A 12,165-nucleotide genomic window follows, 5' to 3' on the forward strand; every position below is an offset into this window, starting at 1 on the left:
CAGTCGAACGAACGTACCGACGTCCGGTCGGCGGTCCGGCTGTTCTCCCCTGTTTACCCACCTACGGGTGAAACAACGGTGAACGGCTGGACAACACGCCCGGCACCGCCCACCGTATGGCTGATGTCGCCGCCCGGCGAGCGTTCCGGAGGGGTTCCGTGACGAGCCGCAGCACCGCCCACCAGCCCGGATCCGGCCCCGCCCCGGTCCTCGCCGCCCTGCTCGACCTGCTGCTCCCCGCCCGCTGCGCCGGCTGCGGAAGCGGCCTCACCGGCCTCTGCCCGCCCTGCCGCGCGCTGCTCGACGGCGCCGCCGCCGGACCGGCCGGGCCGCACCGCCCGCCGCCCGGGCTGCCGCCGGTGCACGCCGCCGCCCCCTACGCCGGGCCGGTGCGCCAACTGCTGCTCGCCCACAAGGAGCGCGGCGCGCTCCGGCTGGCCGCCCCGCTGGGCGGCGCGCTGGCCGCCGCGGTGCGCTCCGCGACCGGCGCGGGCGCCGCCCCGCTGCTGCTGGTGCCGGTCCCCTCGGCCCGCGCCGCCACCCGGGCCCGCGGCCACGACCCGACGCTGCGGCTGGCCCGGGCCGCCGCCCGCGAGCTGCGCCGCGGCGGCGTCGCCACCCTGGTCGCGCCGGTGCTGCGGCACAGCCGCCCGGTCGCCGACCAGGCGGGCCTGGGCGCCGCCGAGCGCCGCCGCAACCTGGACGGGGCGCTGGCCGTGCCGGCCCGGCTGGCCCGGCGGCTGGCCGGGCACCGGCTGGTGCTGGTGGACGACCTGGTGACCACCGGGGCGAGCCTGGCCGAGGCGGCCCGGGCGCTGCGCGCGGCGGGCTGCCCGCCGCGGGCGGCGGCCACCGTCGCGGCGGCCGCCCGGCGCGGGCCGGGGGCGGTGCGGCGCGGGGCGCTGCTCGGGGAGGCCGGGGAGGCGGCGGGCGGGGCCGGGCTCAGCCCGGGTAGATGAACGCGTCGGCCTTCGACTTGGTGGGCACCTCGTGCCACTGGTTGTCCTTCAGCAGGGACAGGCCCCGCTCGGAGGAGGCCAGCACGGCCGGGCCGGACGGGCCGGTCGGTCCGGCCGGCAGCCGGGCCTCGGTCGCGGACAGCGCCGTCATCGACTCGCCGCCCTGCAGCGGGGAGTCGGTGGACTGCGAGCCGTCGGTGCCCAGGAAGTGCAGCTGCTGGAGCCGGTCGGTCTCCTTGCCGAGCACCACCAGCTGGTCGGTGTCGCCCCAGGAGACGGCGGCGACCTCGGTCAGCTGCGGGGCGATGTCGCGCAGCCCGGTGATCCGGGCGGTCGGCTGCTTCGCGGTGCCGCCGTGCTCGACCAGGCCGAGCAGCAGCGTGGTCGGGCCGCTGCCGCGGCTGACCAGCAGGGCGATCCGGGTGCCGTCGGAGGAGATCCGCAGCGACTGCACGGTCTGCCCGCCCAGCCCGTCGACCTGCACCTGGGCGACGGTGCGGTCGCGCACCATCAGCACCTTGGGCGCGGCCGGGTCGCGGTCGACCAGCCACAGGTCCTGCCGCCCGTCCCAGCTGGGCGAGGCCAGGCTGCCGGGGCTGCGCACGACCGGCTCGCCGTACTTGCCGCCGTCGGCCAGTTCGGCCTCGACCAGCTCGTGGCCGTCGGCGCTGACCGCGGCCGCGACGTTGCCGTCCCGGCGGACCGCGACGGCGCCCGGGCCGGGGCGGAACTGGCCGGCCTGCGGGACCTGCCCGAGCACTCCGGGGACCGGCATCGGGTCCAGGCCGCCGTCCTGGTAGCGGGTGAGCCGGCCGTCGTTGAGCTGGATGTAGGCGGCCACGCCGTTGTCGGTGCCGGCCAGCACGCCGGGGGCGACCAGGGCGGCCTCGCCGCTGCTGAGCGAGCAGCTGCCGCCGGTCAGCGTCAGGTCGAGCCGGTCCAGCTTGCTCTGCTGGTCGGCCAGGGTCTGGAAGAGCTGCTGGGCCATCTGCTTGCAGGCGGCCGGGTCGCCGCCCTCCAGCTTGACGGTGGCCACCCGGCTGTCGCCGATGCTGGCGCTCTGCACCCGGACGCCGTCCAGCTTGGAGGTCACCACCGGACCGAGCCAGCGGGAGGGCCCGTCGGCGGTGGCCTGGGCGGCCTCGGTCAGCGGGTCTATTCGGCGGCGCAGGTAGATCGGGTCGGGCACCAGTGCCGGGGCGGCCTGCGGGTGGGCGGCCGAGCTGTCGTTCTGCGCGAAGAAGTAGCGGTGGACCGGCTTGTAGGTGTTCTTGAAGTTGGTCTGGTCGACGATCAGGCCGTCGGGCAGGTCGCTGATCCGCCACTCGCCCTTGTCCGGGCCGTCGGACTCCTTCACGAAGGTGAAGGTCCGCTGGTAGGCGTCGCCGGAGTGGGCCTGGTAGCTGTGCTGCGCGTCGAGCCCGGCGACCTGCTTGCCCGTGACGGTCAGCTGGACGGTGGTGGCGACGTCCGCGATGAGCGGGTTGTCCGGGCTCGGGGCGCCGGCCAGCACCACCACGCCCGCGTCGGGCTTCCAGCTCTGGGCCGCGGCGACGGTCAGGTACTGCTTGGCGGTGTCGTAGTTGGCCTGGTCGGCGTTGGAGGAGTCGAGGAAGCCGGCCAGCAGGTCCCGGGGGCTCTCGCCCTTGTGCGGGGCGACGGGGTAGACGTGCACCTGGAGGCCGTCGGCGGCGTTCTGCGACACCTCCAGGCGCTGCGGGGCGCCGCCGGAGGGCATCGAGACGCAGCCGGTGGCGGCGGTCGCCAGCAGCACCGCCCAGCCCACCGCGAGGGCCCGCCGGTCAGCCGTCCTGTCGGTCCTGCGCACCGGCGGTCCCCTCCTGGTCGGTGTCGGCGCCGTCCGGTGCGGGCGGGGCCGGCTGGGTCGGTCGGCCGCGGTCGACCACGATCTGCGCGCCGGTGGCGCCGTAGCCGGTGACGTCCGACGGGTCGGAGACCGGGGCGGCGGCGGGCCGGCCGAGGCCGGGGCCGATGCTGAGCACGCCGCCGAGGCCGGAGCCGAAGGCGTGCCGCTCGGTGTCCGGGGTCTCCGGGACGGCCGTGGACTCGCCGCCGGGCAGCGCGGCCGTGCCGCGTGCGGTGCGGCGGTAGGGGGCGCCGGCCGAGGACATGCCGCGGTTGTAGCGGGAGTCCTCCGGCTCCAGCCGGAACGGGGCCCGGGCGATCTCGCCGCCGCGGGTGCGCGGCAGGGTCAGCCGGAAGTGCGAGCCGCCGCCGGGCTCGCCCCAGGCCTGCAGCCAGCCGCCGTGCAGGTGGGCGTCCTCGACCGCGATGGACAGGCCGAGGCCGGTGCCGCCGGTGGTCCGCACCCGGGACGGGTCGGCCCGCCAGAAGCGGTGGAACACCCGGGAGGCCTCGCCGGGCTTGAGGCCGATGCCGTAGTCGCGCACGCCGACGGCGACCGCGCCCTCGGCCGAGCCGAGCCGGATCACCACGTCCCGGCCCTCGCCGTGCTCCAGCGCGTTGACCACCAGGTTGCGCAGGATCCGCTCGATCCGGCGCCCGTCGACCTCGGCCAGCACCGGGTTCTCGGCGCCGCGGATCAGCACCGCGCTGCCCTTGGCCCGGGCCAGCGGGTCGGCGGCCTCGACCACCCTGGTCACGATGTCGCGCAGGTCGACCGGCTCGGCGTCCAGGATCGCCGCGCCCGCGTCGAACCGGCTGATCTCCAGCAGGTCGGCGAGCAGCGACTCGAAGCGGTCCAGCTGGTCCTGGAGCAGCTCGGCGGAGCGGGCCGCCATCGGGTCCAGGTCCTCGCGGCTGTCGTAGATCAGGTCGGCGGCCATCCGGACGGTGGTCAGCGGGGTGCGCAGCTCGTGCGAGACGTCCGAGACGAACCGGCGCTGCACCCGGGAGAGCTCCTCCAGCTTGCGGATCTGCGCCTGCAGGCCGTTGGCCATCCGGTTGAACGATTCGCCGAGGCGGGCGATGTCGTCGGTGCCGGTGACCTTCATCCGCTCGTCGAAGTGCCCGGCGGCGAGCCGCTCGGAGATCCCGGCGGCCATCCGCACCGGCGTGACGACCTGGCGGACCACCACCCAGGCGATGCAGCCGAGCAGGATCACCAGGAACAGCCCGGCGGTGGCCAGGGTGCCGATCACCAGGTTGAGGGTGGAGGTCTCCTGATAGAAGGAGAAGACGTAGTACAGCTGGTACGGCTTGCCGTCCGGGCCGGTGAACTGCTTGCCGATCGCCAGGCCCTTGTCGTCGCCGGGCGGGGTCTGGCTGTTCGGGGCGCGGTGCAGCTTGACCGGCTGCTCCTGCGGGTTGGTCGGGTCGGCGGCGACCGAGCGGCGCAGGTCGGAGGTGATCGAGTCGGGCAGGATCGTGCCGGAGTAGCGGGCGCCGCGCAGGCCGGCGCTGGAGGCGCTGGCCTCCTGGTCGCCGGGGGCGAGCGCGATCACCGAGTAGACGCCGGAGCCGCCGGAGGCCAGGTCGGAGACCTGCTTGGTCAGCCAGGAGTTGATCTGGTCGCGGGTCGGGTCGGCGGTCGGTCCGGCCTTGGCCTGGAGGTTGATCGCCTCGTTGATCTTGTCCTGCTCGATCTGGAAGCCGCCCAGGGCCTGCCCGTGCGCGGACTTCTGCTTGGCCTCCAGCAGGCCGGTGCGCACCTGGGCGACCACCACCACGCCGAGCACCAGCACCACCACGAAGGACAGCAGCAGGGTCATGGCGACCACCCGCAGCTGGATCGAGCGGCGGTACAGCGCCAGCAGCCGGCCCACCGGGTACCGCAACGGGCGGACCACCGGCGCGAGCAGCGCCGCCCACCACCGCCGCCGGCGCGGCCGGCCGGTCGTGGTGGAACTCAGCACGTCGCCGCGCACAGCGTTCTCCCCGCCGGAGCGGTCGTCCGGCGGGGAGTCCTCGGGCCTTGCCTCGCTCATCCTCAGCTGGGTCCGGCCTTGTACCCGACGCCGCGCACGGTGACCACGATCTCCGGGCGCTCCGGGTCCTTCTCGATCTTGGAGCGCAGGCGCTGCACGTGCACGTTGACCAGGCGGGTGTCGGCCGCGTGCCGGTAGCCCCAGACCTGCTCCAGCAGCACCTCGCGGGTGAACACCTGCCAGGGCTTGCGGGCCAGTGCGACCAGCAGGTCGAACTCCAGCGGGGTCAGCGGGATGCCGCGCCCCTCGCGCTTGACCGAGTGCCCGGCGACGTCGATCACCAGGTCCCCGATGGTCAGCTGCTCCGGCGTGGGCTCCTCGGCCCGGCGCAGCCGGGCCCGCACCCGGGCGACCAGTTCCTTGGGCTTGAACGGCTTGGTCACGTAGTCGTCGGCGCCGGACTCCAGGCCGACCACGATGTCGACCGTGTCGGTCTTCGCGGTCAGCATGACGATCGGAATGCCCGACTCGGCCCGGATCTGCCGGCACACGTCGATGCCGTCCCGTCCGGGCAGCATCAGGTCGAGCAGTACGAGGTCCGGCTTGGTCTCCCGGAAGGCGGCCAGCGCCTTGTCCCCGTCAGCGACGAAAAACGGCTCAAAACCTTCACCACGCAGCACAATGCCGAGCATCTCGGCCAGTGCGGTGTCGTCATCGACGACGAGGACACGTCCCTTCATGTCTCCATCTTCTCATCACCCGAATGTGACCTGCGCCGCACGGCCGTTCCGCCCGCGCCCCCGGCCGCCCGCCGAACCAGTCATACCATCGCAAAGGTCATGGTCCGGAGCCCTTGTCCGGACCGTTGTGGATCAGCAACGGGATACCCCTGGGGCACGCGTGCGCACCATGGCACGATAAACACCCCGAAGCATCCGAGCCAGGGTGCCCCGACGAGGAGCGTCGATGACCGAGACCCCGGGCTGGACCTCACCCGGTTCTCCTGAACCACCGCCCGGCACCGCCGAAACCGGCCACTCGACGCCCGCAGCACCCCTCCCCGGCACCCCCGCCGGCGCCCTCCCGCCGCTCCCCGGCACCCCGCTGATCCCGCTGCGGCCGCTCGGCTTCGGCGAACTGATGGACGGCGCGTTCGCCCTGGTCCGCCGCAACTGGCGGGCCGCGTTCGGGTTCGGCCTCGGCCTCGGCGCGCTCGTCGAACTCGCCCAGGCCGGCGTCGACTGGTGGATCCACCTCAACGGCACCGACGCCGAGGCGCTGTTCTCCTCCTTCTACACCCGCCCGGTCGCCGCCCTGCTCAGCATCCTCGCCGCCGGCCTGCTCGCCCCCGTCGTCGGCAACGCCCTGACCGGCCGGGACACCCCGCTCCGGGAGGCCTGGGCCCTGGTCCGGCCCCGGTTCGGCCCGCTGCTCGGCCTCTACCTGCTGGTCGTGCTGATCCTGCTCGCCGCCCTCGCCGCCCCCGCCGCCCTGCCCGTCCTGCTCTCCGCCGCCACCGGCGGCGCCGGCTGGCTCGCCCTGCTGCTGCTCGCCCCGCTGCCCGCGCTCTGGCTGTCGGTGCGGCTGCTGCTCGCCCTGCCCGCGCTGATGCTCGAGAAGCAGACCGTCGGCGCCGCCCTCAAGCGCTCCTGGCGGCTGGCCCGCGGCGCCTGGTGGCGGATCTTCGCCCTGCTGCTGGTCTTCTCGATCGCCCTGTACTTCCTCACCGAGGTGCTGCTCGTCCCCGGCCGGCTCGTCTCCGACCTGGTCGTCGGCCTCTCCGGCGGCCTCGGCAGCGACGACACCGACGCCGCCGTCGGCATCGCCATCACCGCGATCGGCGGCACCCTCGCCCACACCGTGACCGTCCCGCTGGCCGGCGCCCTGTACGCCCTGGTCTACACCGACCGGCGGTTCCGCCGCGAGGCGCTCGACCTGGAACTCACCGCCGCTGCCGCCGACCGCCCCGGCCCGGCCCGGCCCGCCGCGGCCGTCCCCTCGGGGGTCTGACCAGATGGGAACCCGGGGGACGGTGGCGCTGCTCGCGGACGGCGCCCCGGTCGACGTACCGCGCGACGCCGCCCGCGACGCCGCGCACGAGGAACTCCGCAAAGCCGTCTACCACCAGCACGAACCCGGCATCGTCGAACGCGTCATGGACTGGATCGGCCGCCAGATCGGCCGCGCCTTCGACGGCGTCGCCACACCGCTCGGCGGCGGCGGCAACGCCGCGCTCGTCGTGCTGCTGGTCGTCCTGCTCGCCCTGGCCGGCCTCGCCTGGTGGCGCTACGGCGCACCCCGCCGCGCCGCCCGCTCCGACGGCAGCCTGTTCGCCGGCGCCGAAGGACCGCGCAGCGCCGCCCGGCACCGCGCCGACGCCGCCGCGCACGCCGCCGCCGGCGCCTGGGCGGACGCCGTCCGCGACCAGATGCGCGCCCTGGTCCGCGGCCTGGAGGAACGCACCGTGCTCTCCCCCCGCCCCGGCCGCACCGCCGACGAGGCCGCCGCCGAAGCCGGCCGCGCCCTGCCCCGGCACGCCGCCGAACTCGCCTCCGCGGCAAGGCTGTTCGACGACATCGCGTTCGGCGAGCGCCCCGCCGACGAAGCCGCCTACCGGCTGCTCGCCGACCTCGACCACGCCCTCGGACGCACCCGCCCCACGCCCGTCCCGGCCGGCGGAGGACCCGCATGACCACCACCGCCCCACCGCCCGCCACCGCCGCACCCGAGGCCCCCGCGGCCCCCGCCGCGCCACCCGCACCCCGCGCCCCCCTGCGCGTCCTGTGGCGGCGCTCCCGCTGGTGGCTGCTGGCCGCCCTGGTGCTGGTCCTGGTCGGCGCCCTGGTCGCCGGCATCCCCGGAAACTCCAGCTACGACCCGCTCGACCCCCGCTCCGGTGACCCCCGCGGCACCCGCGCCGTCGACCAGCTGCTCCGGCAGCACGGCATCGACTCCCGCACCGCCACCAGCGCCGCCGAACTCGCCACCGCCCTGCGCGCCGACGACACCACCGTCGTCCTCACCCGCCCCGCCGAACTCGCCTACCACGACCTGGCGAGCCTCGCCGCGCTCACCCCCGGCCACCGCAGCCGCCTCGTCCTGGTCGCCCCCGACCAGCCGGTCCTGAACGCCTTCGCCCCCGGCATCGAGGGCACCTCCGCCGACACCGGCACCTCCACCGCCCTCCCCCCGTCCTGCCCGCTGCCCGAAGCCTCCCGGGCCGGGGCCGCCACCCTCGGCGGCCAGGGCTACGAAGGCCGCCCCGGCGACACCGGCTGCTACCCGAAGGCCGACCACGACACCCTGGTCAGCCGCACCCGCGGCGACCAGCAGGTGGTCGTCCTCGGCACCGGCGCCCCGCTCACCAACGAGGCCCTCGACCACGAGGGCAACGCCGCCCTCTCCCTCGGCCTGCTCGGCGCCCGCCCGCACCTGGTCTGGCAGATCCTCGCCCCGACCGCCTACACCGCCGCCGACGACGAACCCAGGACGCTCGGCGACTTCATCCCGGACGGCTGGTACTGGGCCACCTTCCAGCTCGCCCTGGCCGGCCTGCTCGCCGCCGCCTGGCGCGCCCGCCGCCTCGGCCCGGTGCTCACCGAACAACTGCCCGCCGTGGTCCGCGCCTCCGAGACCACCGAGGGCCGCGCCCGGCTCTACCACCGCGCGAACGCCCGCGGCCACGCCGCCGAGACCCTGCGCCGCGCCACCCGCCGTCGGGCCGCCGCCGCCCTCGGCCTCCCGCACACCACCGGGGACCCGGACCCGGCCGCCCTCACCGAGGCCGCCGCCGCCCGGCTCGGACGCCCCGCCGCCGACCTCCAGCACCTGCTGTACGGCCCGGCCCCCACCGACGACGCCGCACTGCTGCGGCTCGCCGACGACCTCGAAGACATGGAATGGCAGGTACGACAGCCGTGACCGACCAGCTGCTCAAGACCGTCCCGGCCCAGTCCGGCGACGCCCGCGCCGCCCTCACCGGCCTGCGCGAGGAGATCGCCAAGGCCGTGGTCGGCCAGGACGCCGCCGTCACCGGCATCGTCGTGGCCCTGCTCTGCGGCGGCCACGTCCTGCTGGAGGGCGTCCCCGGCGTCGCCAAGACCCTCCTGGTGCGCACCCTGGCCACCGCCCTCGACGTGGAGACCAAGCGCATCCAGTTCACCCCCGACCTGATGCCCGGCGACGTCACCGGCTCGCTGGTCTACGACACCCGCACCGCCGAGTTCTCCTTCCAGCCCGGCCCGGTCTTCACCAACCTGCTGCTCGCCGACGAGATCAACCGCACCCCGCCCAAGACCCAGGCGTCCCTGCTGGAGGCCATGGAGGAGCGCCAGGTCACCGTCGACGGCGAACCCCGCAAGCTCCCCGAGCCGTTCCTGGTCGCCGCCACCCAGAACCCGGTCGAGTACGAGGGCACCTACCCGCTGCCCGAGGCCCAGCTCGACCGCTTCCTGATGAAGCTGATCCTCCCGCTGCCCACCCGCGACCAGGAGTTCCAGGTCCTGTCCCGGCACGCCAACGGCTTCGACCCGCGCGACCTCGCCTCGGCCGGCGTCCGCCCGGTCGCGGGCGCCGCGCACCTGGCCGCCGCCCGCGCCCAGATCGCCAAACTGACCGTCTCCCCCGAGGTCCTCGCCTACATCGTCGACCTGGTCCGGGCCACCCGGCAGTCCCCCTCGCTCGCCATGGGCGTCTCCCCCCGCGGGGCCACCGCCCTGCTCAACACCTCCCGCGCCTGGGCCTGGCTGGCCGGCCGCGACTACGTCACCCCCGACGACGTCAAGGCACTCGCCCTGCCCACCCTGCGCCACCGCGTCCAGCTCCGCGCCGAGGCCGAGATGGAGGGCACCACCGCGGACAGCGTCATCCAGGCCGTCCTCGCCCAGACGCCCGCCCCCCGGTAGCCCGCCCGGGCCGGGGCCCCGCGCCCCGGCCCACCGCCGCCCCCACCCCCAGAAAGCGAGCCCAGCCACCCCATGGCCCTGACCGGCCGAACGGCCCTCATCGCCGCCCTCGGCGCCCTCCTGGTCGGTCTGCTCCTCCCCTCCTGGACGGGCATCGGCGTGGTCATGCTGCCCCTGCTCGCCGCCGTCACCGCCGACCTGCTGCTCGCCGCCCCGGTCCGCCGCCTGGCCCTGGAACGCTCCGGCGACCCCACCGTCCGCCTCGGCGAGGCCACCACCGTCGACCTGCTCGTCGCCAACCCCTCCGGCCGCCCGCTGCGCGCCCGGATCCGCGACGCCTGGTACCCCTCCGCCTGGGCCCCCGGCACCGCCACCACCGCCTCCCGGCACACCGTCACCGTCCCGGCCGGCGAACGCCGCCGCCTCACCACCCCGCTCGCCCCCACCCGGCGCGGCGACCACCACGCCGGCAAGGTCACCGTCCGCTCGCTCGGCCCGCTCGGCCTGGCCGGCCGCCAGGCCACCCTCGACGCCCCCTGCCGGATCCGCGCCCTGCCCGCCTTCACCAGCCGCAAGCACCTCCCCTCCCGCCTCGCCCGCCTGCGCGAACTCGACGGCCGCACCTCCGTCCTGACCCGCGGCCAGGGCACCGAGTTCGACTCCCTGCGCGAGTACCTCCCCGGCGACGACGTCCGCTCCATCGACTGGCGCGCCAGCGCCCGCCGCAGCACCGTCGCCGTCCGCACCTGGCGCCCCGAACGCGACCGCCACGTCCTGATCGTCCTCGACACCGGCCGCACCTCCGCCGGCCGCGTCGGCGACGCCCCCCGCCTGGACGCCGCCCTCGACGCCGCCCTGCTGCTCACCGCTCTCGCCACCAAGGCCGGCGACCGCGTCGACCTGCTCGCCCACGACCGCCACCGCCGCGCCGCCGTCGCCGGCCGCTCCCCCGCCGAGGTGCTCCCCGCCTTCACCGACGCGATGTCCCTGCTCGAACCCGCCCTGATCGAGACCGACCTGCGCGCCCTCACCTCCACCGCCCTCCGGATGGCCCCGCACCGCTCCCTGATCGTCCTGCTCACCGGCCTCGACGCCCACCAGATCCAGGAGAGCCTGCTCCCCCAACTCCCGCTCCTCACCAAGCGCCACGAGGTGGTCCTCGCCTCCGTCGCCGACCCCCGCCTGGACGAACTCGTGCACGCCCCCCGCACCACCGTCCGCGACGTCTACGGCGCCGCCGCCGCCGAACAGACCCGCGCCGACCGCCGCCGCACCGCCGACCTCCTCACCCGCCGCGGCATCACCGTCCTGGACGCCCCGCCCGAGTCCATCGCCCCCGCCCTCGCCGACGCCTACCTCGCCCTCAAGGCCGCCGGCCGCCTCTGACCCACCCTCATCTCCCGTTCCCCGTAACCGCGTTGCCCACTCCGGCCGCGGTTGCTTGGATACCCGGATGCTGTATCAAGAAGAGCTGATCACCCGTGTCCGCGCGGCCTGCGAAGCCGACCCGGGCCTGGACGCCGCCCTGATGTACGGCTCCTTCGCCGCCGGCGAGGCCGACGCCCACAGCGACATCGAGTTCTGGCTGTTCTTCACCCCCGAGCGCCGCACCGAGATCGACCCGACCGCCTGGTGCAGTGCCATCGCCCCCACCAGCTACGTCCTGCTCAACGAGTTCGGCTCCCACGTCGCCTTCTTCCCCGGCCTGGTCCGCGGCGAGTTCCACTTCACCACCGCCGACGAGATCCCCACCGTCGCCACCTGGCCGGCCCGCGGCGCCACCACCGACCGGATGCTGCTGGTCGACCGCAACGGCGCCCTGGCCCCCGTCCTGGACTCCCTCCCGCTGCGCTACGTCCCCGACCTCGACAACCCCGGCATCATCGCCGAGTACTGCGACCCGCTCGCCAACTGGCTGGTCCTCACCCACCACCTGACCGCCCGCGGCGAACACCTCCGCGCCTGGGACGCCCTAGGCCACGCCCACCGCCACCTCCTCTGGATGGCCCGCCTGGCCGAGAACTCCACCACCCACTGGCTCACCCCCTCCCGCGCCGCCGAACGCGAACTCTCCCCCACCACCACCGCAGAACTCCGCACCGCCACCGCCCCCGCCACCCCCCAAGCCCTGACCACCGCCCTACGCGCCGCCACCGTCCTAGGCGAACGCCTGTGGACCACCATCGCCGCCCACCACGGCCAGCACCCTCCGACCGCCCTGTTCGCCGAACTCAAGGCCGCATTGGACAGCACCGGCAGCTGAACGCGAAAAAGCCCCCTGACTTCCCGTCAGGGGGCTTTCCCACAATGATTGTTCGGCGGCGTCCTACTCTCCCACAGGGTCCCCCCTGCAGTACCATCGGCGCTGTGAGGCTTAGCTTCCGGGTTCGGAATGTAACCGGGCGTTTCCCTCACGCTATGACCACCGAAACACGATGAAACTGTGTACCGCCC

General features: G+C 75.2%; 10 protein-coding genes and 1 rRNA gene. 7 read left to right on the plus strand and 4 right to left on the minus strand.

Features of this window, described 5'->3' with window-relative positions; translation table 11 throughout:
• Positions 1-158 precede the first annotated feature (158 nt).
• On the plus strand, positions 159-959 hold the full coding sequence (locus OU787_RS11275) for a ComF family protein (protein ID WP_030459582.1): 801 nt from the start codon (positions 159-161) through the stop codon (positions 957-959).
• Here the strand turns inward: OU787_RS11275 and OU787_RS11280 are convergent.
• From OU787_RS11280 to mtrA, 3 genes are read right to left on the minus strand one after another with little or no spacing between them, the layout of a single operon-like run.
• The gene (locus OU787_RS11280) at positions 943-2,787 is read right to left on the minus strand and encodes an LpqB family beta-propeller domain-containing protein (protein WP_268659247.1); all 1,845 of its coding nucleotides are present in this window, start codon (positions 2,785-2,787) and stop codon (positions 943-945) included. The genes OU787_RS11275 and OU787_RS11280 overlap by 17 nt on opposite strands.
• The gene (gene mtrB, locus OU787_RS11285; RefSeq protein ID WP_268659248.1) at positions 2,762-4,867 is read right to left on the minus strand and encodes an MtrAB system histidine kinase MtrB; all 2,106 of its coding nucleotides are present in this window, start codon (positions 4,865-4,867) and stop codon (positions 2,762-2,764) included. Before mtrB ends, OU787_RS11280 begins: the two co-directional genes overlap by 26 nt.
• A gap of 2 nt (positions 4,868-4,869) precedes the next feature.
• Positions 4,870-5,547 carry an MtrAB system response regulator MtrA gene (gene mtrA, locus OU787_RS11290; protein WP_030459579.1) on the minus strand — a complete coding sequence of 226 codons (678 nt, stop codon included), beginning with the start codon at positions 5,545-5,547 and terminating at the stop codon, positions 4,870-4,872.
• A gap of 226 nt (positions 5,548-5,773) precedes the next feature.
• Between mtrA and OU787_RS11295 the strand changes: the two genes are divergently transcribed.
• From OU787_RS11295 to OU787_RS11320, 6 genes are all read left to right on the plus strand, one after another.
• Complete coding sequence (locus tag OU787_RS11295) at positions 5,774-6,817, plus strand: glycerophosphoryl diester phosphodiesterase membrane domain-containing protein (protein ID WP_030459578.1); 1,044 nt, start codon at positions 5,774-5,776, stop codon at positions 6,815-6,817.
• A gap of 4 nt (positions 6,818-6,821) precedes the next feature.
• Positions 6,822-7,499: a DUF4129 domain-containing protein gene (locus OU787_RS11300; RefSeq protein WP_268659249.1), complete on the plus strand. Its 678-nt coding sequence runs from the start codon at positions 6,822-6,824 to the stop codon at positions 7,497-7,499.
• A complete protein-coding gene (locus OU787_RS11305) occupies positions 7,496-8,728 on the plus strand; it encodes a DUF4350 domain-containing protein (RefSeq protein ID WP_268659250.1) in 1,233 nt (410 codons plus the stop codon). Before OU787_RS11300 ends, OU787_RS11305 begins: the two co-directional genes overlap by 4 nt.
• Positions 8,707-9,711, plus strand: coding sequence for an AAA family ATPase (locus tag OU787_RS11310; RefSeq protein ID WP_051816824.1), 1,005 nt, complete (start codon positions 8,707-8,709; stop codon positions 9,709-9,711). The genes OU787_RS11305 and OU787_RS11310 overlap by 22 nt, the downstream gene beginning before the upstream one ends.
• 72 nt (positions 9,712-9,783) lie before the next feature.
• Positions 9,784-11,097: a DUF58 domain-containing protein gene (locus OU787_RS11315; RefSeq protein WP_268659251.1), complete on the plus strand. Its 1,314-nt coding sequence runs from the start codon at positions 9,784-9,786 to the stop codon at positions 11,095-11,097.
• A gap of 67 nt (positions 11,098-11,164) precedes the next feature.
• Positions 11,165-11,974, plus strand: coding sequence for a nucleotidyltransferase domain-containing protein (locus OU787_RS11320; protein ID WP_268659252.1), 810 nt, complete (start codon positions 11,165-11,167; stop codon positions 11,972-11,974).
• 50 nt (positions 11,975-12,024) lie between these two features.
• On the opposite strand, the gene rrf is transcribed toward OU787_RS11320, so the two are convergent.
• Positions 12,025-12,141, minus strand: a 5S ribosomal RNA gene (gene rrf / locus OU787_RS11325).
• Positions 12,142-12,165 lie beyond the last annotated feature (24 nt).

Origin of the sequence: Kitasatospora sp. YST-16 (assembly GCF_026802215.1) — a bacterium.
Classification (GTDB): domain Bacteria; phylum Actinomycetota; class Actinomycetes; order Streptomycetales; family Streptomycetaceae; genus Kitasatospora; species Kitasatospora cineracea.

Bases quoted from the DNA above. Each gene is read 5' to 3' on its own strand.
- OU787_RS11310 (WP_051816824.1), top strand. From the start codon at position 8,707: ATGGCAGGTACGACAGCCGTGACCGACCAGCTGCTCAAGACCGTCCCG.
- mtrA (WP_030459579.1), bottom strand. From the start codon at position 5,547: ATGAAGGGACGTGTCCTCGTCGTCGATGACGACACCGCACTGGCCGAG.
- OU787_RS11305 (WP_268659250.1), top strand. From the start codon at position 7,496: ATGACCACCACCGCCCCACCGCCCGCCACCGCCGCACCCGAGGCCCCC.
- OU787_RS11320 (WP_268659252.1), top strand. From the start codon at position 11,165: ATGCTGTATCAAGAAGAGCTGATCACCCGTGTCCGCGCGGCCTGCGAA.
- mtrB (WP_268659248.1), bottom strand. From the start codon at position 4,867: ATGAGCGAGGCAAGGCCCGAGGACTCCCCGCCGGACGACCGCTCCGGC.
- OU787_RS11315 (WP_268659251.1), top strand. From the start codon at position 9,784: ATGGCCCTGACCGGCCGAACGGCCCTCATCGCCGCCCTCGGCGCCCTC.
- OU787_RS11300 (WP_268659249.1), top strand. From the start codon at position 6,822: ATGGGAACCCGGGGGACGGTGGCGCTGCTCGCGGACGGCGCCCCGGTC.
- OU787_RS11295 (WP_030459578.1), top strand. From the start codon at position 5,774: ATGACCGAGACCCCGGGCTGGACCTCACCCGGTTCTCCTGAACCACCG.